The 23,180-nt window shown below is 42.3% G+C and carries 23 protein-coding genes and 1 riboswitch; of the genes, 13 read left to right on the forward strand and 10 right to left on the reverse strand.

The annotated features are described in order from the left end of the window. Positions 1–55 precede the first annotated feature (55 nt). The 3 genes from F903_RS03670 to xerD form a co-directional block, all read right to left on the reverse strand. Entirely contained in the window at positions 56–1,357 is a 1,302-nt protein-coding gene (locus tag F903_RS03670; RefSeq protein WP_004668219.1) for a homoserine dehydrogenase, read from the reverse strand. A 129-nt stretch (positions 1,358–1,486) separates the two neighbouring features. Continuing rightward, positions 1,487–2,302, reverse strand: a complete 816-nt coding sequence (locus F903_RS03675) for a DsbC family protein (protein WP_005194684.1) — start codon at positions 2,300–2,302, stop codon at positions 1,487–1,489. A 134-nt stretch (positions 2,303–2,436) separates the two neighbouring features. Then, positions 2,437–3,357 carry a site-specific tyrosine recombinase XerD gene (gene xerD, locus F903_RS03680; RefSeq protein WP_034594872.1) on the reverse strand — a complete coding sequence of 307 codons (921 nt, stop codon included), beginning with the start codon at positions 3,355–3,357 and terminating at the stop codon, positions 2,437–2,439. 151 nt (positions 3,358–3,508) lie between these two features. Here xerD and F903_RS03685 point away from each other — a divergent pair, with 151 nt between their 5' ends. From F903_RS03685 to ftsW, 5 genes are all read left to right on the forward strand, one after another. After that, positions 3,509–3,769, forward strand: a complete 261-nt coding sequence (locus tag F903_RS03685; protein ID WP_034594829.1) for a FeoA family protein — start codon at positions 3,509–3,511, stop codon at positions 3,767–3,769. Beyond that, positions 3,766–5,619, forward strand: a complete 1,854-nt coding sequence (gene feoB, locus F903_RS03690; protein ID WP_005194687.1) for a ferrous iron transporter B — start codon at positions 3,766–3,768, stop codon at positions 5,617–5,619. Before F903_RS03685 ends, feoB begins: the two co-directional genes overlap by 4 nt. A gap of 75 nt (positions 5,620–5,694) precedes the next feature. Next, on the forward strand, positions 5,695–5,946 hold the full coding sequence (locus tag F903_RS03695; RefSeq protein ID WP_005194689.1) for a DUF6587 family protein: 252 nt from the start codon (positions 5,695–5,697) through the stop codon (positions 5,944–5,946). A 199-nt stretch (positions 5,947–6,145) separates the two neighbouring features. Beyond that, on the forward strand, positions 6,146–7,504 hold the full coding sequence (gene murD / locus F903_RS03700) for a UDP-N-acetylmuramoyl-L-alanine--D-glutamate ligase (RefSeq protein ID WP_005194690.1): 1,359 nt from the start codon (positions 6,146–6,148) through the stop codon (positions 7,502–7,504). 10 nt (positions 7,505–7,514) lie between these two features. Further along, a complete protein-coding gene (gene ftsW, locus F903_RS03705; protein ID WP_005194692.1) occupies positions 7,515–8,708 on the forward strand; it encodes a putative lipid II flippase FtsW in 1,194 nt (397 codons plus the stop codon). A gap of 65 nt (positions 8,709–8,773) precedes the next feature. On the opposite strand, the gene gluQRS is transcribed toward ftsW, so the two are convergent. The 5 genes from gluQRS to thiC all read right to left on the reverse strand — a co-directional run bounded on the left by gluQRS (position 8,774) and on the right by thiC (position 13,910). Then, positions 8,774–9,637: a tRNA glutamyl-Q(34) synthetase GluQRS gene (gene gluQRS / locus F903_RS03710; protein WP_005194695.1), complete on the reverse strand. Its 864-nt coding sequence runs from the start codon at positions 9,635–9,637 to the stop codon at positions 8,774–8,776. Positions 9,638–9,739: 102 nt separating this feature from the next. Then, positions 9,740–10,273 carry an RNA polymerase-binding protein DksA gene (dksA, locus tag F903_RS03715; protein ID WP_004668232.1) on the reverse strand — a complete coding sequence of 178 codons (534 nt, stop codon included), beginning with the start codon at positions 10,271–10,273 and terminating at the stop codon, positions 9,740–9,742. Positions 10,274–10,489: 216 nt separating this feature from the next. Next, positions 10,490–11,305 carry a 3',5'-cyclic-AMP phosphodiesterase gene (gene cpdA / locus F903_RS03720; protein ID WP_005194697.1) on the reverse strand — a complete coding sequence of 272 codons (816 nt, stop codon included), beginning with the start codon at positions 11,303–11,305 and terminating at the stop codon, positions 10,490–10,492. 22 nt (positions 11,306–11,327) lie between these two features. Then, the gene (locus F903_RS03725; RefSeq protein ID WP_004668235.1) at positions 11,328–11,939 is read right to left on the reverse strand and encodes an NUDIX domain-containing protein; all 612 of its coding nucleotides are present in this window, start codon (positions 11,937–11,939) and stop codon (positions 11,328–11,330) included. 75 nt (positions 11,940–12,014) lie between these two features. After that, positions 12,015–13,910, reverse strand: a complete 1,896-nt coding sequence (gene thiC, locus F903_RS03730) for a phosphomethylpyrimidine synthase ThiC (RefSeq protein ID WP_005194699.1) — start codon at positions 13,908–13,910, stop codon at positions 12,015–12,017. Between the two features lie 84 nt (positions 13,911–13,994). After that, a riboswitch (TPP riboswitch) is annotated at positions 13,995–14,115 on the reverse strand. 146 nt (positions 14,116–14,261) lie between these two features. On the opposite strand from thiC, the gene phoU reads away from it, so the two are divergent. Next, positions 14,262–14,984: a phosphate signaling complex protein PhoU gene (gene phoU / locus F903_RS03735; RefSeq protein ID WP_004668238.1), complete on the forward strand. Its 723-nt coding sequence runs from the start codon at positions 14,262–14,264 to the stop codon at positions 14,982–14,984. Positions 14,985–15,187: 203 nt separating this feature from the next. Further along, positions 15,188–15,304, forward strand: coding sequence for a hypothetical protein (locus F903_RS16550; protein ID WP_121930643.1), 117 nt, complete (start codon positions 15,188–15,190; stop codon positions 15,302–15,304). Between the two features lie 392 nt (positions 15,305–15,696). On the opposite strand, the gene F903_RS03740 is transcribed toward F903_RS16550, so the two are convergent. Continuing rightward, positions 15,697–15,972 (reverse strand): oxidative damage protection protein, encoded by a 276-nt coding sequence (locus F903_RS03740; RefSeq protein WP_005194700.1) that lies wholly within the window; start codon positions 15,970–15,972, stop codon positions 15,697–15,699. A gap of 9 nt (positions 15,973–15,981) precedes the next feature. Next, positions 15,982–17,415: an argininosuccinate lyase gene (gene argH / locus F903_RS03745; RefSeq protein WP_034594833.1), complete on the reverse strand. Its 1,434-nt coding sequence runs from the start codon at positions 17,413–17,415 to the stop codon at positions 15,982–15,984. Here argH and F903_RS03750 point away from each other — a divergent pair. The 6 genes from F903_RS03750 (at position 17,406) to F903_RS03775 (ending at position 23,177) form a co-directional block, all read left to right on the forward strand. Further along, positions 17,406–18,548: a sensor histidine kinase gene (locus F903_RS03750; protein ID WP_005194701.1), complete on the forward strand. Its 1,143-nt coding sequence runs from the start codon at positions 17,406–17,408 to the stop codon at positions 18,546–18,548. The two genes, argH and F903_RS03750, sit on opposite strands and share 10 nt — an antisense overlap. Before the next feature lie 57 nt (positions 18,549–18,605). Further along, positions 18,606–19,343 carry a LytR/AlgR family response regulator transcription factor gene (locus tag F903_RS03755; RefSeq protein WP_004668243.1) on the forward strand — a complete coding sequence of 246 codons (738 nt, stop codon included), beginning with the start codon at positions 18,606–18,608 and terminating at the stop codon, positions 19,341–19,343. Between the two features lie 110 nt (positions 19,344–19,453). After that, a complete protein-coding gene (hemC, locus tag F903_RS03760; protein WP_005194702.1) occupies positions 19,454–20,371 on the forward strand; it encodes a hydroxymethylbilane synthase in 918 nt (305 codons plus the stop codon). Beyond that, on the forward strand, positions 20,371–21,147 hold the full coding sequence (locus F903_RS03765; protein ID WP_005194703.1) for a uroporphyrinogen-III synthase: 777 nt from the start codon (positions 20,371–20,373) through the stop codon (positions 21,145–21,147). Before hemC ends, F903_RS03765 begins: the two co-directional genes overlap by 1 nt. Next, the gene (locus tag F903_RS03770) at positions 21,144–21,977 is read left to right on the forward strand and encodes a hypothetical protein (protein ID WP_005194704.1); all 834 of its coding nucleotides are present in this window, start codon (positions 21,144–21,146) and stop codon (positions 21,975–21,977) included. Before F903_RS03765 ends, F903_RS03770 begins: the two co-directional genes overlap by 4 nt. A gap of 6 nt (positions 21,978–21,983) precedes the next feature. Continuing rightward, positions 21,984–23,177: a hypothetical protein gene (locus F903_RS03775; protein WP_005194706.1), complete on the forward strand. Its 1,194-nt coding sequence runs from the start codon at positions 21,984–21,986 to the stop codon at positions 23,175–23,177. Positions 23,178–23,180 lie beyond the last annotated feature (3 nt).

A 23,180-nucleotide genomic window follows, 5' to 3' on the forward strand; every position in this document is an offset into this window, starting at 1 on the left:
CGATGTGCAAGTCCCCCCTTTGAAAAGGGGGATTTAGGGGGATTTAAAAACCTGATTAACTATCGAGCGATTCTAAACGAATTCTGACGATTTCGCCATGAATTGCAGGTAATGCTTGAATTTGTGCAAGCGCTTCATCCATTTTTGATTCAACAATTGGATCAGTTAAGATCACGATTGGGATCAAATCTTTTAGACGAGATTGTTGCATGATGGCATCAATACTAATACCTGTACGGCTTAAAATCGCAGTGACATCAGCCAGTACGCCTGTCTGATCTTCGGCATTTAGACGGATATAGTATCCAGTCGTCATTTCTTCACGGCTTAAAATTGGCATGTCGGCTAAGGCTTCAAATGCCAATTGCGGAATGGTCCCCGCACCATCTTCGGTATACGAGATGTCACGAACAATATCAATCACATCAGCTACGACAGCAGAAGCCGTTGGACTTGCACCAGCGCCAGCACCGTAATAAAGCGTAGGACCGACGGCATGCGCTTGTACCAACACTGCATTTTTAACGCCGTTTACATTGGCAATCAACTGTTCAGCAGGGATCAAGGTTGGATGTACACGAAGTTCAATACCATTGGCTGCGCGGCGAGCAATACCTAAATGCTTGATACGGAAACCAAGTTCTTCGGCATATTTCACATCCTGCGCGGTGATTTTGCTGATCCCTTCGGTATACACCTTGTTAAATTGTAATGGGATACCAAAAGCACAAGAGGCTAAAATCGTAAGCTTGTGTGCTGCATCAATTCCTTCAACATCGAAGGTTGGGTCAGCTTCAGCATAACCAAGTTGTTGTGCTTCAGCCAAAACATCTGCAAATGCACGACCTTTTTCGCGCATTTCGGTGAGGATAAAGTTACCTGTACCGTTGATAATCCCTGCGAGCCATTGGATATGGTTGGCAGCAAGACCTTCACGGATCACCTTAATAATCGGAATACCGCCAGCAACGGCTGCTTCATAAGCGATTTGGACCGCGTTATCCTCAGCAGCTTTAAACAGTTCATTGCCATGTTCAGCAAGTAAGGCTTTGTTTGCTGTGACGACTTGCTTGCCATGTTTAATGGCTTCCATAATCAGTTCATAAGCAGGATGAATCCCACCCATGACTTCCACCACGACATCAACATCAGGTTGACGTACAATTTCCATCAAATCAGCGCTTTGCTGAATCCCTGCGAGTTGTAGATCTGGACGTGGACGGCGGGTGCCTACGTGTGTAATTTGAATTTCTCGACCAGTACGGCGTTTAATTTCAGCAGCATTTTCTTGTAGTAATTTAAGGGCTCCACCACCAACAGTACCAAGACCGAGTATCGCCAGACGAACTGGTTTCACGTCACACTCCATTTTATTCAATCATTTTAATGAAGCTTGATCATAGCTAAAAAAATGCAGCGACACTAGGGCTAAGATCATCTTTAATCTGTCGCCCAAGTCGTTCTTTTGGTGGAGTAGAGAAAAGGCTTATTTGTTTAAGCGTTGAGCGATTTCATCCGCAGTCATATAGCCGCCTAAATACTCACCCTCAACGTTATAAATTGCAGGCGTACCATTTACACCCATATTTAAACCGAGTTGGTATTGGTCGCTTACTGGGTTTTTACACTCGGCTGCTGTCACAGGTAAGCCTTGAATCGCTTGGTCAAATGCAGCTTTACGATCTTTACTACACCAGATGGCTTGCATCGTTGGCATAAATTGATCACCACGCGGCCATGCAATATAACGAATCTCAATGCCTTTTTCGTTTATGGCAGGAATATTTTCATGGAGTCGGTGGCAGTATGGACAGCTCGAATCGGTAAATACATAAATGATATGTTTGGCTTTACCACCTTTGGCTGGATAAACAATCAGGTCTTCAGTTTTTAATGAAGCCAAGTGTTTTTTGTTCTCAGTGGCTTGCAGTGCTTCGCTGACATTATGCAATTGCTTGTCGCCTAAGCGAATCACGTCACCTTGAATAATATATTGACCATCGCTGGTGGCATACACAGAACCCATACCTTCAAGATTGACCCAGAATAAGTTGGGAACTTCAGTTTTTTGTATTGAAACGATTTTGGCGTTAATTTTAGCGGTTTTAAAATTCTTTTCTAAAGTCGAGACCAAACGTTGTTGTGCATTACGCTCATTTAACGTGGATGCTTCACCTGTCGCAGGTGTGCTTGCTGTGAGCGTATCTTGTTTTTGTGCTGAATTTTCTTTTGAACAAGCACTGACCAATAAGGTTGAGGCTAATGTACAAGCAAGTACAAGCTGAGATCGAGTAAACACCATAAAGAACCTTTTTTGTACGTTTTCATTTCTATAAGCGGCTAAGCATACCAAAAAAATCAAATGACTTCGTTAAATCTTGCTGACTCTCTGTGAATGAGAATATCTTCTCGCTGATTCCCAGATAAAAAGTCATTTTAGCCGCGCGGATGATGTTTGCTGTGCAGTTCTTGCATACGATGTTGCGCAACATGAGTATAAATCTGTGTGGTAGACAGGTCACTGTGTCCGAGTAGCATTTGGACGACACGTAAATCAGCACCGTGATTCAAAAGGTGTGTTGCAAAAGCATGGCGTAAGGTATGCGGTGATAGTTCAGTTTGGATGTTGGCTTGCAGGGCATAGCGTTTAATTGCATACCAAAAATTTTGACGACTCATAATTCCACCATGTTGGGTTAGAAATAGATAATCAGTACTACTCTTATACAGTTGTGGTCGAGATTCTGCTAAATATTTTTCGATCCACTCGCAAGCATATTGCCCAAGGGGTACTAGACGTTCTTTATTGCCTTTACCCGTAATACGTAAAAAACCTTGTTTTAAATTAATGAGTTCTAAACGCAAATTGAGTAACTCTGAAACGCGCAAACCGCAAGCATATAAAACCTCGAGCATGGCACGATCACGTAGACCTAAAGCATTGCTAATGTCTGGTGCATGAATCAGAGCCTCCACATCTTGTTCGGATAGATCCTTTGGCAATGCTCGACCAATTTTCGGCGATTGATGGGTGGCAACAGGATTGTCATCTCTGAGTTTTTGTTCTCTTAGAAATTTATAAAATTGACGTAAAGCGGATAAGCAGCGAGCGATAGAGCGAGGACTCTTTCCTGCTTTGGTCAATGCAATCAATACATCCGCAATATCATCACTCGACCATTGTGGTAATACGCCATTTTTGTGCAATTCACTACATTGAATCAGGTCAGATAAATAAGCATTACGGGTATGTGGACTGACGGTTTGCGCAACTAAATAATCACGGAAACCCTGTAAAAAACCCAAATGTTCAGGAATGCTCACGGCGGCAGGGATACGCGGTTTTTTATTTAACATGGTCATTCAGATATGCATGATGTGTTGGCACTGTAAAAGAAAACAGAAGGCTTGTCGATTGGAGGTTTATTGTAAATGCCATTGAGATTGCTTTTGGTAATTATTCTCATTTGTCTGTATACTTGGGCAAAAGGTTTTATGGTGAAAAGTGGTGCGTTTATCAGCATTAAAAGTCAAGCAAACAGCGATGATTACCAAAGTAAATCGCTCAGTCGATGAAACGGAACATGCAGATCTTGTGGCAGTTCGTTTAGAGAGTTTAGGCTTTGTGCCAGGTACACAAGTACAAGTGGTGACCAAAGGTATTTTTGGTGGTGACCCCATTCTCATCCAGATCGGTTTTACGCGCTTTGCATTGCGTAAAGCTGAAGCCGATAAAATTGAAATTCAACTTGAAGGAGCACCTGCATGAGTGATGCGTTACGTGTTGCCCTTGTGGGAAATCCAAACTGCGGTAAGACTTCTTTATTTAATCATTTAACCGGAACACGCCAAAAAGTTGCCAACTATGCGGGTGTAACGGTTGAGCGTAAGGTCGGTCACTTTCAATTGCCTTCTGGCCGAAGTGTGCGTGTGCTGGATTTGCCAGGCACCTATAGCTTACAAGCAACCAGTCCAGATGAAGAAATTACCCGTGATGTTTGCCAAGGTAAAATTGCGGAAGAAGGGCAGCAAGATGCCTTTTTATGTGTCGTAGATGCAACCAACTTGAAATTGCACTTGGGCTTGGTCTTGGAAATGATTGAGCTTGGTCGGCCGATACTGGTTGTATTGAACATGATGGATGAGGCGCGTCGTCGCGGTATCCAGATTAATACGCAGAAGCTCTCACAGCGCTTAGGCGTACCTGTGGTTGAAACGGTTGCTGTTCGCAGTGCGGGCATCGAGAGTTTACGTCACGCTTTGGATCAAGAAAAGTATGCGATCCCGCAAACGGAGTTAAGTGGTTTAACGGGTGAACATCATCAGAAAATCGAGGTGATTTTCAAAGATGTGGTGAGCTTTGTTGATCAGGAAGATAAACGTACTGACTTTCTAGATAAAATATTTTTGCATCCAGTCTTAGGTCTACTTAGTCTTGCCGTCATGATGTTCGTGGTGTTCCAAGCGGTTTTTGCTTGGGCCGCCCCTTTTATGGATGGTATCGAGGACTTTTTTGCTTGGCTCGGTGAGATGTTGGGCGAATCGATTGCGAATCCTTTACTGAATAGCTTAGTGGTTGATGGGATTATCGCTGGGGCGGGTAGTGTGGTGGTGTTCTTGCCACAAATTTTAATTTTATTCTTCTTTATTTTGGTATTAGAAGAATCAGGTTATTTACCGCGCGCAGCGTTTTTACTCGATAAGTTAATGTTTAAAGCCGGTTTGAGTGGGCGTGCGTTTATTCCGTTATTGTCTAGCTTTGCTTGCGCAATTCCCGGAATTATGGCGACGCGGAGTATTAGCGACCATCGGGATCGTTTTACCACGATTATGGTTGCGCCGTTGATGACCTGTTCCGCGCGCTTACCAGTTTATGCACTGTTAATTGCTGCATTTATTCCAAGTCAAACTGTGTTGGGAATCTTTAACCTGCAAGGTTTGGTGCTGTTCGGCTTATATATGGCTGGTATTGTTAGTGCGTTGTGTGTTGCCTTTGTGACCAAGTTTTTACAAAAGGATAAATCACAGCATGCATTGTTACTCGAATTGCCAAGTTACCGTATTCCCGATATCAGAAGTGTGGCAATTGGTTTATTGGATCGAGGTAAAATCTTCTTAAAACGCGTTGGTGGAATCATTTTCGCTTTATCGATTTTACTTTGGTTTCTGTGTACTTTCCCTCAAGCACCTGAAGATGCAACCCGCGCTGCGATTGATTATAGTTTTGCAGGGATGTTGGGTCATTTGATGGAACCCATTTTTGCACCACTTGGTTTTAATTGGCAAATTTGTATTGCTTTGATTCCCGCAATGGCTGCACGTGAAGTGGTGGTTGCTGCATTGGGTACGGTTTATGCACTGTCTGGCGCTGATGATGATGCAATTGCAGAGGGCTTGGCGAGCTTAATTAGTGCGGATGGTTCAGGCTGGTCATTGGCAACTGGATTGTCTTTATTGGTGTGGTTTATTTATGCACCACATTGTCTCGCGACTTTGGCAACAGTACGTCGTGAAACAGGTTCTTGGAAACATGTGGCCATCATGACAGCTTATCTGTTTGGATTGGCTTATTTGATGTCCTTCTTCACTTACCAAATTGCATCCAGCATTTGGGGGTGATTGTAATCTTCCCTTGCGCTGCGATAACCGCAGCGCAGCCCTTTTTTAAGGGGCGGGATCATTGGAGAACGGCTTATGCTTGAGTATTTAATTGTTGCTGCACTGGTGCTATGGAGTACCGTTATTGTTTTTAAAAAGGTATTTCCTAAAACAGCAGCTTCAGTATTTTTAGCTTTGTCGAATGTCTGTCAACGTTTTGGGTGGCAGCGTTTAGCAACATGGCTGAAACCTAAAATGGTTGCGGGTTGTGGTGGCGGTTGTGGTTGTGCGACCGATGACAAAGAGACGAAAAAGTCTGAGCCAGTACAAACCGTAAAATGGCGTTAAGAAATATAATGATTGCTCATGTTTGAGAATGTGGGCAATTTTTAGGATTGCTGACCTCATATCAGGATGCTGTGCATCACCCTCTACTTTTACGCACTGACACAAAAAAGACTGAATAAAACCAAAACTGAAAAAGCATTTAAAACAGTAAAGTGCTAACATTTTTGCCATTCCGTGATCCGTAATAAATGGGGCAAAAATGTTAATACAACGTGGTGGATTAAAAGTTGTGGCTGGCTTGGGTATTTCAGGCGTGTCAGCAGTAAACTTTCTACATGAACAAGGCTACCAAGTTGCAGTAACGGACTCCCGAACAACGCCCCCAGGACACGATCAAATTCCTGAAAATGTTCGAACAAGTTTCGGAAAATTAGATACCGATCTTTTGCATCAAGCAGAAGAAATTATTTTAAGTCCTGGTCTTGCACCACAATTACCCGAGATTCAACAGGCGATTGCCCAAGGCATCCCCGTGGTAAGTGATATTCAACTGCTTCGTCGCGCGACTGAAGTCCCCATTGTTGCAATTACTGGGTCAAATGCAAAAAGCACAGTGACCACTCTCATCGGTTTGATGGCCGCTGATGCAGGTAAAAAAGTCGCTGTAGGCGGTAATCTTGGACGTCCAGCGCTTGATTTACTCAAAGATCAACCTGAATTGATTGTGTTGGAACTTTCCAGTTTCCAACTTGAAACCACCTCGAATCTCAATGCTGAAGTCGCGGTATTGCTCAATATGAGTGAAGATCATTTAGATCGTCATGGTGATATGTTGGGTTACCATAAAGCCAAGCATCGTATTTTCCAAGGTGTAAAAAAGGTGGTGTATAACCGCGATGATAGTTTGAGTCGTCCTTTAGTTCCTGATGTAACGCCAATGCAAAATTTTGGGCTGAATGCACCTGATTTGAATCAATATGGGGTGCTTCGAGAGGCCGATGGGGGGATGTGGTTGGCACGAGGGCGTGAGCGCTTAATCAAAAGCTCAGAACTTTATATTCAGGGCATGCACAATATCGCCAATGCCTTGGCTTGTTTGGCACTTGGTGAAGCCATTGGCTTAGCAACGTCATCGATGCTTGAAACACTGAAAAGCTTTAAAGGTTTAGAGCATCGCTGTGAATACGTTGAAACGATCGATGGTGTGCGTTATTACAATGATTCTAAAGGGACCAATGTCGGTGCAACACTGGCTGCTATCGACGGTCTAGGTGCTGCTATTGAAGCCCAAAAAGGTAAATTGGCATTGATCATGGGTGGTCAAGGCAAGGGGCAAGATTTCAAACCGCTACGTAATGCAATACAAAAATACGTAAAGAAAGTGATACTGATCGGTGAAGATGCGGCAATGATTGAACAAGCGTTACAAGGTACGACGGCCATCCAACATGTCAGTAACTTAAAAGAAGCGGTAGAGCTTGCTCAGAAAGTCACTCAGGCGGAAGATGTTGTATTACTTTCTCCTGCATGCGCTAGTTTTGATATGTTTAAAAGCTACAATGACCGTGGACATCAATTCGTGGCATGTGTACATGCCTTGAATGAAAATAAAAACTAGGAACAACATTATGGCTGATTTAGCCCAAAATACGGCACAAAAAATTTCGCAATTATTGAGTCGTCTGCCAAAGCTTCCAGCAGAAATGACGGCACGTAATCTACTCATTTTCTGTGTTATTTCTTTATTGTGTTTCGGTTCGGTGATGGTGGCATCTGCATCAATGCCTTATGCTGAATATATTCATGAGAACCCATTTTACTTTTTGATTCGTCATGGTATTTCGATTTGTGTGGCTGGTGTGGTGGCTTTTCTGACCTATCGAATTTCTATGAATCTGTGGTTCAAAAATGCATTTCTATTGTGGCTCATCACCATGGCTTTATTACTGGCAGTATTGCTGGTTGGTACTGAAGTAAATGGTGCACATCGATGGATTAAGGTCGGCAGTTTTACCTTGCAGCCGACAGAAATTGCCAAAATTGTGATGGCTATTTTTACGGCTGATTATGTGGTGCGCCGTGCCAAAGAGGTTCGAACGCATTGGAAGGGGTTGTTACGTTTAAGTGGCGTGATGGCTTTAACGGTTGGCTTCATCGTAGCGGAACCCGATCTCGGTGCAACGGTTGTGATCGTGTTGATGATGGTTGGTGTGTTCTTCTTAGCTGGTGCACCTGCGACACAATTCTTGATCATGTTGGGTGCGATTTTAGCAGGCATTAGTGCGCTGATTATTTTTGAGCCATTTCGTTTTCAACGCTTACTCTCCTTTACCAATCCGTGGGCAGATCCATTGGGTGTGGGTTATCAGCTATCAAATGCATTGATGGCATTTGGGCGTGGCGAGTGGTTTGGAACGGGTTTAGGTCATAGTGTACAAAAGCTTTCCTATCTTCCTGAAGCGCATACTGACTTTATGTTGGCTGTGCTTGGTGAGGAGTTTGGTTTTGTCGGGGTGACCTTGGTCATGATCCTGTCTTTTACCATGTTGGCGTGTTGTATCAAAATCGGACATCGTGCTTTGCAGCATAACTACTTGCGTGCTGGGTATTTGGCTTATGGGATTAGTATTATTTTCTTGCTACAGATTTTGGTAAATGCGGGCATGAACATGGGCTTGATGCCGACCAAAGGTTTAACACTACCATTTATTAGTTATGGTGGTACTTCGTTGATGATGTGTGCAGCAATGATTAGTTTAATTCTAAAAATTGATGCATCGACACAAGAACTCAATCCTGTCAAAGAAGAATCAAATTTCTAGTTGAGGTCTAAAAAGTCAAAAAGCCCTGAGCAATTGAATGTAATCGCTCAGGGCTTTTTTTATGGCTATTGATAGATTCCAGTCAAATGATTGCCTTTTGGAATCAAATTCACATTCCACTGTTGAACGGCTTGTTGCAGCATGACGCGTGGTTGGTCAAGATCAACAGCAGGCTGACCGAGTGCTAAAATGGCATGTTGTAATAATTCGGGTGCTTTAGATATGTCCAAGGCTTGCGCTAGATTTTGTTTCGAGAGTTTCTGTCCTTGTTCATTCATGGCAAGCGGAAGATGCATATAGCTTAATAATGGATAATCTAACAGTGAGCCGAGCCAAATTTGGCGAGCTGTGTTATCCAATAAGTCAGCGCCTCGCACCACGTGCGTGATGCCTTGTAGATAATCATCGACCACTACAGCCAGTTGATAACTCACAATGCCATCACGACGTTTTAGGACAAAATCACCGAGTTCATCCTGTAGGTTTGAGCATTGTCGTCCTTGTAGACGATCCTCAAAGCAGATGAGATGGTCAGCGACTTTTAGGCGGATCGCTTGTTGAGTAAAATCTAAATTTAAATCACGGCATGTTCCTGCATAAATGTGATTTGAACCGAGCATTTTACGGGTACATTTACAAGCATAGATGGCTTGAGATGATTTTAATTGTTCAATTACCTGTTCATAAATATCTAAACGATCTTTTTGAAAAATGATCTCGTGATCGGGCTCAAATTGAAAAGCTTCTATACAGGCAAGAATATGTGTTTCGCTATTCGGATAAATGCGTGGGATATCGGTATCTTCAATCCGGACTAACCATTCGCCTTGATGGGCTTTGGCATCGCAATAACTGGCAACCGCAGTGAGTAATGACCCAAAATGCAAAGGGCCTGTAGGAGAGGGGGCAAAGCGACCGATGTATGGCATGAAAGTGAATATTTTTGTTCGTATATTTTGTAAATCTCCTCAAACCCCTCTTTACTAAGAGGGGAACTCCTCCCTTTTTCAAAGGGAGGTTGGGAGGGATTCTTATCCGTTATTTTGCTTTTCTTTGATTTCAGCCAAAGTTTTGCAATCAATACACTGAGTCGCAGTCGGGCGTGCTTCTAAGCGACGTAAGCCGATTTCGATACCACAAGTTTCACAGAAACCATAATCACCCGCTTGAATCGCTTCAAGTGATTGTTCGATTTTACGAATGAGTTTACGTTCACGGTCACGTGTACGTAGTTCAATCGCAAATTCTTCTTCTTGGGTCGCGCGGTCATTCACATCAGGCAGTGCAGATGACTCGTCTTGCATGGTGTTCAAGGTGCGATCAACTTCTGACATCAACTCAGCTTTCCACGCATTTAAGATCAGGCGGAAATGCTCCAGTTGTCCATCAGACATGTATTCTTCGTTTTTCTTTGGCTGATAAGGTGCGATACCAAATAAGCTGGCAGTCGTTCCACCTTCTGAAGCTTTAGGTTTGGTTTTTCGCACACGTTTTACAGGCGCTTTTTGCTCGTCAATCACTTCTGTTTGTTCATCCAAGACTTGATTTTGGTTGTCATTCGCCATATAGGGCATTCCTCATCTTACACGTACTATCTATACGCAAAAAATATGGTGATATGCAAGTGTTTTTATAGAAACTGTTGATGGTTTTTTCCATCAGGGGTCGTCATCATATAGATTTTTTGAGCAAGATGGTAGTCATTCCTGTCTAGATTTGGTGAGAAATCATGGATGTGATTTGTAATCAAAAGTTTAGAGTCGGGTGATTGTTGACCTCCGCTAGTCATAACCCAAAACTTCTGAGCTCATTAAGCGTTCGGACGTAGATAAACGATAAACTTGGGTTTCTAATTCCCCGTTGGCTTTGAGGCAGATATACCGATAACCTGGATGTTCTTCATCTAAAGCAAATTTATCACTTTTCGGTTTAAACTGAATACAGGTCGATGGGGTAGATAAAAACTCAATGCCTTGCCATGTTTGAATAGAGTCTTGATGGACGTGTCCACAAACAATGGCTTTGATATTAGAAAAAGGTTTAACTATGTCCAGTAAATCAGACGAGTTTTTTAATTTGTGCTGATCAATCCAAGCAGACTGCATGGCAAATGGATGATGGTGACATGCAATGATGACATAGCGATCCTGCAATTGGGGGAGCAGCTCAGCTAACTGTTTTAACTGGATATCCGCAATTTTTCCGTCAATGCGTTGTGGTTGAGCACTATTCAGTAGAATAATGCACCATTTCCCCAGTTCAATAATCGTGGGCTGTGTTTGGTCGGCTTGATGGAATGGAAAATGTGCCACGTCATCATGGTTGCCAGGGGTATGAAAAAAGGGAATACCCAAGCTTTGCATATGCTGAATATAGCGCTGATAGGTCACAGGCGTAGGTGCTTGGGCTAAATCACCTGTGTGAACAATGAGGTCGATCTGAGGATGTTGTTCACGCATTAAGTCAATGACGGCACGAAAACTCAGTTCGGGCTGCATTCCAACGAACTCTAAATGTGGATACTCTAATAAATGTGTATCAGTAATCTGTACCATCACAAAATCTTGTTGAGATGATGTTGAGACTTGGAATGTCACCGTCTTTAGCCCCTCAGACTTGTTATCGTTGTTGTATATGTTGAGCAAGCCATTGTAATGCCATAATTACAGGTGCATTTCTCAACCGCCCATTGTGTAATAATACGTCTAATTGGCAATAATCGAATAAATGAAGCTGAATATTTTCCCCTTCATCTGATACCCCAAAAATACCCCCATCTATTGGCAATTCAACTTCTGCGACATATAAATGAAAAAATTCAGAGCAAGCGCCAGCAGATGGATAGAAGCTAAATAAGTGTTTTAATGTTGTGATTTCACAACCTGATTCTTCTAATGTTTCTCGGCGAATACAGCTTTCAGGAGATTCATCCCCATCAAGCACGCCTGCAATGATTTCGAGTTGCCATGCAGAGTCAGCATCATTGAATGCACCGATACGGAACTGTTCAATGAGTGCAAAGCGTTGTTGTTGGTCATTATATAATAAAACACCAGCGGCTTCAGGACGATGAACAAGTTCACGTTGAATGCTCGGTGAATAATCAGCTCGATGAAAGAGCCGATGTTTTAGACTCACTTTCTCAACTTGGATGAATCCTCGAAATAACAGCTCTCGAGACTCTATCTTTACATCGGATGCTGAATAGCTAGCGTGTTCAAGAATATTCATCTTCAATTAGGATGAGATTGTACATATCTCATCCTAACCGAGAATGTTTCGCAGGAAAATCTTTTTTTAGTGGATTTACACTTTGTGGTACAATTTTTGACCATGTTCCTGATAAGCGGCTTTCATCGCATTGAGACCTGCTTCAACTTCTGTTTCAGCATCATCTGATTGCTTGGCATTGCGTTGGTTTTGCGCATAATCTCGCACATTTTGTGTGATCTTCATTGAGCAGAATTTAGGTCCACACATTGAGCAGAAATGAGCTGATTTATGTGCATCTTTTGGAAGCGTTTCATCATGCATACTGCGTGCGGTGTCTGGGTCTAAGCTCAAATTAAACTGATCATCCCAACGGAATTCAAAACGTGCTTTCGACAGGGCATTATCACGCACTTGTGCGCCTGGATGGCCTTTGGCCAAGTCGGCTGCATGCGCTGCGATTTTGTAGGTAATGATGCCGTCTTTTACATCTTTCTTATTCGGTAAGCCCAAATGCTCTTTTGGTGTGACATAACACAGCATTGCAGTGCCATACCAACCAATCATCGCTGCGCCGATGGCAGAGGTAATGTGGTCGTAGCCCGGCGCAATATCCGTCGTCAATGGGCCAAGCGTATAGAATGGTGCTTCTTTACAGACTTCAAGCTGTAGATCCATATTTTCTTTGATCATATGCATTGGCACGTGACCCGGACCTTCAATCATCACTTGAACATCGTGTTCCCAAGCGCGATGAGTTAACTCACCTAAAGTTTTGAGTTCGCTGAATTGCGCTTCATCGTTGGCATCTTGGACGCAACCGGGACGTAAACCATCGCCCAAACTAAAAGACACATCATAGGCTTTCATGATTTCGCAGATTTCATCAAAATGCGTATATAAGAAGTTTTCTTCGTGATGCGCCAAGCACCACTGCGCCATAATCGAACCACCACGAGACACGATGCCAGTGAGGCGATTCGCGGTCATTGGTACATAACGCAATAACACACCCGCATGAATCGTAAAATAATCTACGCCTTGTTCTGCTTGTTCAATCAACGTGTCCTTAAAGATTTCCCAAGTGAGATCTTCTGCAACGCCGTCTACTTTTTCTAAAGCTTGATAGATTGGTACAGTACCAATTGGAACAGGTGAGTTGCGAATAATCCATTCACGCGTTTCGTGGATATTTTTCCCTGTGGATAGATCCATAATGGTATCTGCACCCCAACGCGTGGCCCATGTCATTTTGGCCACTTCTTCATCAATTGATGAACCGAGTGCAGAGTTACCGATATTGGCATTAATTTTCACCAAGAAATTACGTCCAATAATCATCGGTTCAATTTCAGGGTGGTTAATATTGGCAGGAATAATCGCGCGTCCTTCAGCAACTTCTTGACGCACAAATTCTGGGGTGATTTCTTTTAGATTTTGTGCACCAAAGTTTTGACCTGCATGCTGACGCATATCAACGCCTTCACGTTGGCGTTGGTTTTCACGAATGGCAATATATTCCATTTCAGGGGTGATAATACCCTGTCTGGCATAATGCATTTGTGAAACGTTTTTGCCTGTTTTGGCGCGACGTGGATTTTGAATATGTGCAAAACGAATGTCAGCAGTACGAATATCTTTTAAACGTGATTGTCCAAACTCAGAACTTAAACCTAAAAGGACATCGGTATCGCCACGTTCCTCAATCCATGCTTGACGAACAGAGGGTAGGCCTTTATTGAGGTCAATTTGTATATTTGGGTCGGTATAAACGCCAGAGGTGTCATAAATCATCACAGGTGGATTATGCTCACCGCCTAAGCCAGTCGGGGTATCAGTTAGGCTGATTTCGCGGAATGGGACTTGGATATCTGGGCGAGAACCTTGGACATAAACTTTGTTTGATGCGGGTAAAATACGCGTTAAATCTTTAGCGTCTTGCTCATGTTGAGCAGAAATATCAGCAGGGGAAAGATTCGTTAATTGATTCATGGCATGATCCTTATGGAGAGCATTAACGAATCAAGCACGACCAAAAACGATGGCAGATTTATCTTTTTGATAAATAGAGGCTAAGTTTTTGCTGGGCTTGATTCCTACGCAGGTGTTAACCTGATCAGGTTCAACGGTACTGATCTTTAAATCAAAGGATTAAGATCATCTCAGCAGTTGATTAACTGCGCTCCGTCAAGCTATGGTGATTAGACTAACAGATTTTTTATGTTTTGTTGTAGCAATTCATACCACTCGACAATCGGCAAATCCATGCTATTGTCATAAAAGTTTCATCATTGTTGTGTTTTAATCATCCATCATTTTCCATGTGTCTAGTGGAGGCATACTGTGAGTCCAAGTAATCCTGTGTTAAGTCATCATATTTCTTCTCAATTTAATGAAGACTTACAAGATGTGCATACCAAATTTATGAGCATGGGGGGATTGGTTGAGCAACAGGTTGCCAATGCAATTCATGCGCTTTTAGATACTGATGCCAATTTAGCAATGGATGTTCAGTTCAAAGACAATACCGTTAATCAGCTCGAACGTGATATTGATGAAGGTTTAACTTTGATTTTGGCACGTCGTCATCCCGCAGCGATTGATTTGCGTATGGTCATTGCGATGAGTAAAGCCAATACAGATTTAGAACGTATTGGTGATGAAGCGGCAAAAATTGCTCGTATCGCTCAAACCTTGTGTGAAGAAGGTGAGTCGCCACGTGGTTATATGGAGACGCGTCATATTGGTAATCAAGTACGGGTAATGATTCATGATGCCTTAGATGCTTTTGCGCGTTTAGATGTCGATCAAGCGTTAAAAGTTGTGATGGCGGATGGGGATATTGACCGTGAATACCAATCAGCGACACGCACGCTAATGACGTATATGATGGAAGATCCACGTCATATTTCACGTGTGATTAACGTGATGTGGGTATTACGTTCATTGGAACGTATTGGAGATCACTCGCGTAATATTTCAGAGCAAGTGATTTATATGGCTAAGGGCAGAGATGTTCGTCATACCAGTATTGAAGAAATTGAACAAACAGTACATCGAAAATAATTTTTCCTGTTTTTGTGGTTTCGATAAATAAAAACATTAGCTGAGCGTTGAAATAATTTCAGGCTCAGCTTTTTTATTGTTTTACCCTCATGATTCTTCCTAAGCGGGACTGTTATAGTTTTTTGCAAAAGCGCTGTATCTATGTTTTGAGGAGCAATACATTCAAAATGATCTTAATCTCAGATTAAGGTATGCAGAAGATGATGCGATTTTTAAAAAAGAACAATAAAGCCAGTTTTGTATTTTTTATTATTATCCTTTATGCCTTTCTCGGATTTGGCTTGGGTTTTGTGATCTGGGAATATGTTTTATTGAATTAAATTAAAGATAAAAAAATCCCAGACTTCGGGGGAAAGTCTGGGAGAGAAATATCATATGTTGCGTGAGATATCATCGTATCTCTTTGTCCTTCTGAATTAAATATAAGCGCAACGAGCATCACTGTCATGTAGACAAGTGTGTATGCTCTGTAAGGCTTTATTGCTAATGTAAATGCCACGTAAAAAGAGAGCCAGTTTAAGCTCTCTTTTTAGGTTAGATAATCGATATCACAGCGATAATATTTTCTATCAAAACGTTGAGACTACAGCCTACGCGGACTTCGTCCTTGTATTGCAGAAAACTAAAGCGTTGCTTTAGTTTTCCTTGCACTTCAGGCGTGGCCTTTTGTCTTGCGCAAGGGCAGAGCCTTAAAACGATGTTTTAAGTTTGCTTATCCTTGCTCAGGCTTCCAGCCTTCAGCTTTTTCAACACTTTCATCATTATCAAAGAATTTTTCACGTTGTTCTTCAAGAAATTTCTTTGCATCTGACTCAAACACATTTAAACGCTTTTCGTTAATCAGCGTGGTTTGGTGTTTTAACCATTCTTGCCATGCTTGTTTTGAAACAGTCTCAAAAAATGCTTGACCTTTTGCACCAGGAAAAGGGGCAAAGTCTAAGCCTTCAAGCTCTTGTTTATATTTACGGCAAAATACTTGTCTAGTCATCATCAATCCTTAAGCGTATAACTGTTCTAGGCGAGTGTGTGCACGTACAATAGCAGCTTCAACTTGTTTTGGTGAAGTTCCGCCAATATGATTACGCGCATTGACAGATGCTTCTAAAGTTAAGGCTTTATCAAAAACGTCCGCAGTAATCAAATCAGAGAATTGCTGTAATTGCTCAAGTGTGAGTTCAGACAAATCTTTTTCTTCCGCCACACCTAAAGCAACCGCTTTACCCACGATTTCATGCGCATCACGGAAAGCCACACCCTTTTTCACCAAATAGTCTGCAAGATCAGTTGCTGTCGAAAAGCCACGTAAGGCAGCTTCACGCATGATTTCGATATTTGGTACAAGTGCTGGAACCATGTCGGCAAATGCCATCAACGAGCCGCGAACGGTGTCAATCGCATCAAATAAAGGCTCTTTGTCTTCTTGGTTATCTTTGTTGTATGCCAAAGGTTGACCTTTCATTAAGGTCAGTAGGCTAATCAAATCGCCAAATACGCGTCCTGATTTTCCTCGAACTAACTCAGGTACATCAGGATTTTTCTTCTGAGGCATGATTGAAGATCCTGTGCAGAAACGATCAGGAATATTCACAAACTTAAATTGCGCTGAAGTCCATAAGATCAGTTCTTCTGACATGCGAGATAGGTGCATCATAATAAGCGATGCAGCGGCATTGAATTCAATGGCAAAATCACGATCAGACACCGCATCCAGTGAGTTCTCAGAAATCGCCTCAAAGCCTAATAGTTCAGCAGTAAAAGCACGATCAATTGGGTAGGTTGTACCTGCCAAAGCAGCTGAACCGAGTGGCATACGATTGACACGTTTACGGCAGTCTTGTAGACGCTCAGTGTCACGCACCAGCATCTCAAACCAAGCCAATAGATGATGACCAAAAGTCACAGGCTGTGCAGTTTGCAAATGAGTGAAACCCGGCATGATGGTGTCGGTATTTTTGCTTGCTAGACCAAGTAAGCCTTTTTGTAAGCGGAGTAATAAGCCAAGGATGTCATCAATTTCATCACGCAAATATAAGCGGATATCCGTCGCAACTTGGTCGTTACGGCTACGCCCCGTATGCAGTTTTTTACCTGTAATCCCGATACGTTGAGTCAAGCGAGACTCAATGTTCATATGCACATCTTCTAAATCAATGCGCCATTCAAAGTTACCTGCTTCAATTTCTGCTTGAATTGTGGTTAAACCTTGAATAATGTCATCACGTTCAGCTTCGGTGAGTACGCCGACTTTTGCAAGCATCGTTGCGTGTGCGATTGAGCCAGCAATATCTTGTTTATAAAAACGTTGGTCAAATTGCACAGATGCGGTAAATTCTGCAACAAAAGCATCCGTTGCTTCTGAAAAACGACCGCCCCACATTCCAGAGGTTTGATGAGGGCTTGCTGAAGAAGAGGATTGAGAAGATGTGGTCATGGCAGCTCAGGAAAATAAAAAAGAGTATAGCAAATCCAAACGCAGTTGCCGAAACTCGACGTAAGAAGTTATTGCAATCTCGTCAGTTGAATCGATCAGGTTCCTATTTTTTTACGAAAATTGGCCAATGGCAATACTTATTGGAATTAATTGTTGCCAGTAATGTCTTGGCAATGGTGTTGGCATTGGCCGAAGCTCAGTCATGGCAAGCATTACAGGGTGTTCGTGTTTTACAATATATATTTTTTATTAACTGGGTGATTTTATCCTTTGCAGCATGTGTTGATTATTTTCAAGATTTTTTTGCCAAATTTAGTCAGAAAGTGGCATTAACGCTCGGTTTTATTTTATTGCTGCTGATCGTGTTGTTGACGACCTGTGCGGTTAATCTTATCCAATATTGGACGGTTCGCTCAGGAGGCTTCTCAGGAGATATTTTATTTGATGGCATCAGTCTGCATTTGAGTTATGGGGTGTTGTTGGGTGCATTTTGTTTGCGCTATTTATATATGCGAGAACAGTGGCTCAATCAGCAATATAGTGAGCTGAATGCACGTATTCAAGCGATGCAGGCGCGTATTCATCCGCATTTTCTATTTAATAGTTTAAATAGTGTGGTGAGTTTAATTACGATTGATCCTGATAAAGCTGAAAATATGTTGATTAGTTTGTCACGTCTTTTCCGTGCGAGTTTTCAGGAACTTAAATTGGTGAGCTTGGCAGAGGAAATCGATTTATGTCAGCAGTATTTGAGCATCGAAAAAATACGTTTAGGGGATCGTTTAAAGGTAGAATGGAACATCCAGGCGACACCACTTGAATTAAAACGGGTCACGATTCCATTATTGACATTGCAACCTTTGCTTGAGAATAGTATTTTCCATGGGGTGGAAAAGGTTTTACAGCAGTCAACAATTAGCGTATTGGTTGAAATATTGCAAAATCAAGTCAGTATAGTCATTACTAACCCATATTCTCGCGATACAATAAAAACGCGAAAAGGAAATGGTATTGCGATTGAAAATGTAGAGCAACGTTTGAAAGCGTATTATGGTCAAACCGTAAAGTTTCAGGTTTATGGGGGCACATCGTTATATACCACAGTGGTCTGTTACCACTATCGAGTAAAATAATAAGTCAAGTTAACCATAAAAAATATGGATGATGTTAGCGGTGACAAGGAGGAAAGGATGAGAGTCCTAATTGCGGATGATGAACCGCTAGCGGTAGAGCGTTTATCACGTTTAGTTACTCAAATGGGGCATGAAGTCGTTGCGACTGCACATCATGGACAAGATGTGTTAAGTCATATTGAAAATGCTTCGCCTGATGTCGTTTTATTAGATATTCAAATGCCTGGAATGAATGGTTTGGAATGTGCAGAACAACTGCGTCATTTAAATCCTCGCCCTGCCATTATTTTTTGTACAGCCTACGATCAACATGCACTGGAAGCATTTAAGTTTCAGGCGCAAGGGTATTTGCTAAAACCAGTAGCACTCCAAGATTTAGAACAGGTATTTCAGCATTTAACCCAACTGACTCAGGCTCAAATGACGGGTTTGCAACAAGATGAGTTGTATGATGTAAAAAACCAGCGTCATCAAATTGCCGCGAAAACCTATCGTGGGGTCGAGCTGATTCCATTAGACAGTGTTTATTATTTTTTGGCCGATCAAAAATATGTCACTGTGCGCCATAAAAATGGCAGTGTACTGATTGATGAAACACTCAAAGATTTAGAGCTGGAATTTGCGGATCGCTTTATTCGAATTCATCGAAATGCATTGGTTTCTCTTGATTATTTGGAAGGTCTTGAGTTGGTTGCCGCTGGACAATATCAGGTACGATTACGTGAACTGGATGAGCGGCTGTCGGTCAGTCGCCGTCATTTACCCAGTTTAAGAGAATGTATGCATCAATTATAAATGCCGTATTTTTGGCAGCGTATGGGCGGCTTTATGATTTTTTGCTTGCAATTTTAGGTGATCAAGTTAAGTTTGGAACAATTGCCTTGATCAATACTTAATTTGGATTTATGAAAACCTTAAAAATTGCGACTCGACAAAGCCCTCTTGCACTTTGGCAGGCGGAGCATATTCGTTCTCGTTTAAACGAGCTTTATCCAGATTTGACGGTTGAGCTGGTTAAGTTCGTGACACAAGGCGATAAGATTTTAGATACCCCATTAGCCAAGATTGGGGGCAAAGGATTGTTTGTGAAAGAGTTGGAAGCCGCTTTATTGGATGGTCGTGCTGATTTGGCTGTCCATTCCATGAAAGATGTGCCAATGCACTTGCCACAAGGTTTAACGCTTGCAGTCATTTGTGAGCGTGAAGATCCTTTAGATGCATTTGTTTCAAATCAATATCAGCATTTTGATGAATTACCACAAGGCGCAAAAGTGGGAACTTCGAGTCTACGTCGTAAATGCCAAATTTTACAACAACGCCCAGATCTAGAAATCATTGATTTACGTGGTAATGTCGGCACACGCTTAGCAAAGCTGGATGATGGTTTGTATGATGCCATTATTTTGGCCAGCGCAGGTTTGAAACGCTTAGGTTTGGCGGATCGAATTCGTCATTGTTTAACGTCTGTGGTGAGTTTGCCTGCGGTTGGACAAGGTGCTCTAGGCTTGGAATGTCGCGCAAATGATGCAGAATTGCTTAAATTGATCCAACCCTTGCAACATGAAGAAACCTCGATTTGTGTCCGTGCGGAACGCGCCCTTAATGCTTATTTGGAGGGTGGTTGCCAAGTGCCAATCGCAGGCTATGCCACTTTAGTCAATGATCAATTACAGATTGAAGGGCGAGTTGGCAGCGTAGATGGTAAGACCTTGCTGAAGGAGCAAATGGTCGGTACAGCAGCAGAGGCGGAGCAGTTGGGAGAGCAGCTTGGACAGCGCTTACTTGATCGAGGTGCTGGTGAATTGTTGAAAGCGTTGTATTAATGCTTTTTATCAATACTCGTCCTGAAGATCGCGCAGACGCACTCACCCAAGCGTTGCTTGGGGCGGGTTATCAGGTCGAGACTTTGCCGTTACTTGAGTTGGTTGCTGAACCTTTTTCTGATGTATTACAACACCTTTATCAGCAACTCGATGAAACTCAAGTCATCGTCGTGGTGAGTCCGACGGCTGTTGAAATTGGTATGCATTATTTGCAGCAGGCTGGTATCCAGTTGACGCAGCTCAAGCATATCCAGTGGATTGCGGTGGGGCAGGCAACCGCACAAGCGCTGATGAAATTTAATATTGCCAGCGATGTTCCTGATGTGGAAAACTCGGAAGGAATGCTCGAGTTGCCAGTTTTAAAACAAAGAGAAAATTTAAATAAAATCGCTTTCTGGCGGGGCAAAGGCGGGCGGCAATTTATGATGCAACAATTGCAGCAGCAGGGTGTCTCTATCCTTAATTTTGTGCTTTACCGCCGTCAGTGCCCTGAGCAAAGTAGGTCTGGGTTTTTAAAGATTGTGCAAAAACTTGATCCTAATCAAACTACTGCTGTGCTGGTGAGTAGTGAGGCTAGTTGGCAAAATTGGTTGCAACTTTGTGCTCAGCATCCTAGTGATGTACAGTGGATTTATCTTGTTTTGGGCGAGCGATTGACAAAAATTCTAACAGATTCGCAAGTACAAGTAGGCGACGCGATTAACATTATTCAGCTTGAAAATTTATCTGCATCAGAGATTATTCAACGCATGCGTGACTGGCAAGGAAAGGTATGAGAAAAATTGTGTATTTGATACTGCTGCTGAGTATATTGTGGCTAGCCAAGCTGAGTTATGACGTTGCGAAAAATGCTCAGAGTGTTCCGCAACTTCAACAACAACTTGCTCAAACAGACCAGCGTTATGCATTATTGAATGACCAATTGGTCGCCGTACAGCGTCAATTACAAAATAGTGGTGTTGCAACTACCGCGTCTACTGATTACAGCATGACACCGATCATAACGACGGGGATTGCCCCCGTCATTTTAATTCAACAACAATTGCAACTGGTTCAGTTTGCTTTAGATCAGCAGCAGTTCACTTATGCACTGGATCATTTGAATCAGGTGCATCAGCATATTGCTCAGTCCGCGCTATCGCCTGCATTGCAGCACAGCCTTGTTAAAGCAATTGAACAAGATAAACAAGCGATTCAGCAATATATTCTGACTCAAGACCAACAACAGCAACAGCTACAAGATTTATTGCAGGAAATCGATCAGCGAATCCAGCAAGAGCTGCAAAATCCTAAAGTGACAATTGCAAAAAATGAATCATCTGCATGGTGGCAGTGGTTTAAGTTGGAAAAAATTCAGCGTTCTTCACCTGATTTAATGCATCGTAATATTACCTTGAAAGAGGCTCAGTTGCGCTTATTGCTTGCCTCGCAAGCGTTGCATCAAGGGCAATTAATTGAATATCGTAAGTCGATTCAAGAGGTGATGAAATTATTGGCTGAGTTGCCTGATCAGAATAGCCAGAAAATGAAGCAACGATTAGATAAAATTTTAAATCTTCCTGCAGTACCAACACCAAAATTAATCACATTAGGCTTGTTGGGATAATCGATAATGAAGCATTTATTACGGATCTATTTACTTGCAAGTTTATTGTTATTTGCCCTGTTTGCTGTATTGAGCTATGGCTATGGGCATGGCTATGCCTATATTTACTGGCGTGATTGGCAATTCCAAAGCAGTGCATGGGGATTGATCGCACTGTTTGTTTTTGTGAGTTTCTTGGCGCAACTCTTGTGGTTGTTTAGTAAGCGTTACATCGTGCGTGAACAACGCAAAAAAGAAACGGCGCTACATTTTAAAGATTTACACCCATATGAGCAGCTTGGCATCGTTTGGTTGCTAGACTCAGCCAAAGATCAGCAGGTGTTTATTGAGCGTGTTTTTACGCAATCTGGGTTGTTGAGCCCGATCGTTGATGCACAATTTGATTATAAAAATGGTGATTTTGATACTGCCTTACAGTGCTTGGATCGCTCAGCCCCGATGGCTTTTGAGCTGGCAGAACTGCAACGAATCGATATTTTTCTAGCACAACAAGAGACCGAAAAAGCACTGATACACTTGGAGTTTTTGACACAGCACCAACTTTCTCCATGGTTGGCCGAAGTAGAAACAGCTTATCAGCAACGTATGACTGCGCTTTGGGGCAAACTTGCTTTACAAAAGCCTTGGTTATTTCTGCAAACGACTCAATTTGGTCTACTTGACCCAGCGCATCGTGATTTATGGTTGCAACAGCTTTTGATTCAGTTTGATCAAGCTTCAGTTGATGATTTGGCAGCTTTACAGCAGCGCTATCTCGCGTTGCAAAATGAAATTCAAGCCCGCCCTTATACGAGTAAAGTACTCTGGCTAAAATTATTGGCGCGGATGCCAGAGATGAGTGTGCAGCACGAAGACTTGGCTTTACATTTGTTGCAAGAGCATTTTGACCCAGAAGTATTTTACCTGTGGTTCCAACAACAGTTGTTAAAGCAAATCCCCGATTATAGTTATGTTGAACAACGCATTATGCAGCTCGAACAGCGCTATACCAGTGTGCCAATGTTGACCTTTGCCAAATGGCATATTTATGTGGCAACTCAACGTCATCTTGAAGCAGAACAATTATTAACTTTATATCCTGATAATATTTTAATGAGTTATTTACGAATTAAGTCAATGCTTGGGGATAATCTTGATTTAATCAAACAGTTGAATTTAATATTTGAAAATGATGTTAATTTTCTTAATTTTAAGCTATGAGTC

Origin of the sequence: Acinetobacter sp. NIPH 298 (assembly GCF_000369505.1) — a bacterium.
Lineage (GTDB): Bacteria > Pseudomonadota > Gammaproteobacteria > Pseudomonadales > Moraxellaceae > Acinetobacter.

Excerpts from the sequence above, each read along its gene's own strand:
- F903_RS03675 (WP_005194684.1), bottom strand. The coding sequence starts at position 2,302 with ATGGTGTTTACTCGATCTCAGCTTGTACTTGCTTGTACATTAGCCTCA.
- xerD (WP_034594872.1), bottom strand. The coding sequence starts at position 3,357 with ATGTTAAATAAAAAACCGCGTATCCCTGCCGCCGTGAGCATTCCTGAA.
- feoB (WP_005194687.1), top strand. The coding sequence starts at position 3,766 with ATGAGTGATGCGTTACGTGTTGCCCTTGTGGGAAATCCAAACTGCGGT.
- F903_RS03695 (WP_005194689.1), top strand. The coding sequence starts at position 5,695 with ATGCTTGAGTATTTAATTGTTGCTGCACTGGTGCTATGGAGTACCGTT.
- murD (WP_005194690.1), top strand. The coding sequence starts at position 6,146 with ATGTTAATACAACGTGGTGGATTAAAAGTTGTGGCTGGCTTGGGTATT.
- ftsW (WP_005194692.1), top strand. The coding sequence starts at position 7,515 with ATGGCTGATTTAGCCCAAAATACGGCACAAAAAATTTCGCAATTATTG.
- gluQRS (WP_005194695.1), bottom strand. The coding sequence starts at position 9,637 with ATGCCATACATCGGTCGCTTTGCCCCCTCTCCTACAGGCCCTTTGCAT.
- dksA (WP_004668232.1), bottom strand. The coding sequence starts at position 10,273 with ATGGCGAATGACAACCAAAATCAAGTCTTGGATGAACAAACAGAAGTG.
- F903_RS03725 (WP_004668235.1), bottom strand. The coding sequence starts at position 11,939 with ATGAATATTCTTGAACACGCTAGCTATTCAGCATCCGATGTAAAGATA.
- thiC (WP_005194699.1), bottom strand. The coding sequence starts at position 13,910 with ATGAATCAATTAACGAATCTTTCCCCTGCTGATATTTCTGCTCAACAT.
- F903_RS16550 (WP_121930643.1), top strand. The coding sequence starts at position 15,188 with ATGCGATTTTTAAAAAAGAACAATAAAGCCAGTTTTGTATTTTTTATT.
- F903_RS03740 (WP_005194700.1), bottom strand. The coding sequence starts at position 15,972 with ATGACTAGACAAGTATTTTGCCGTAAATATAAACAAGAGCTTGAAGGC.
- F903_RS03750 (WP_005194701.1), top strand. The coding sequence starts at position 17,406 with ATGTGGTCATGGCAGCTCAGGAAAATAAAAAAGAGTATAGCAAATCCA.
- argH (WP_034594833.1), bottom strand. The coding sequence starts at position 17,415 with ATGACCACATCTTCTCAATCCTCTTCTTCAGCAAGCCCTCATCAAACC.
- F903_RS03755 (WP_004668243.1), top strand. The coding sequence starts at position 18,606 with ATGAGAGTCCTAATTGCGGATGATGAACCGCTAGCGGTAGAGCGTTTA.
- hemC (WP_005194702.1), top strand. The coding sequence starts at position 19,454 with ATGAAAACCTTAAAAATTGCGACTCGACAAAGCCCTCTTGCACTTTGG.
- F903_RS03765 (WP_005194703.1), top strand. The coding sequence starts at position 20,371 with ATGCTTTTTATCAATACTCGTCCTGAAGATCGCGCAGACGCACTCACC.
- F903_RS03770 (WP_005194704.1), top strand. The coding sequence starts at position 21,144 with ATGAGAAAAATTGTGTATTTGATACTGCTGCTGAGTATATTGTGGCTA.
- F903_RS03775 (WP_005194706.1), top strand. The coding sequence starts at position 21,984 with ATGAAGCATTTATTACGGATCTATTTACTTGCAAGTTTATTGTTATTT.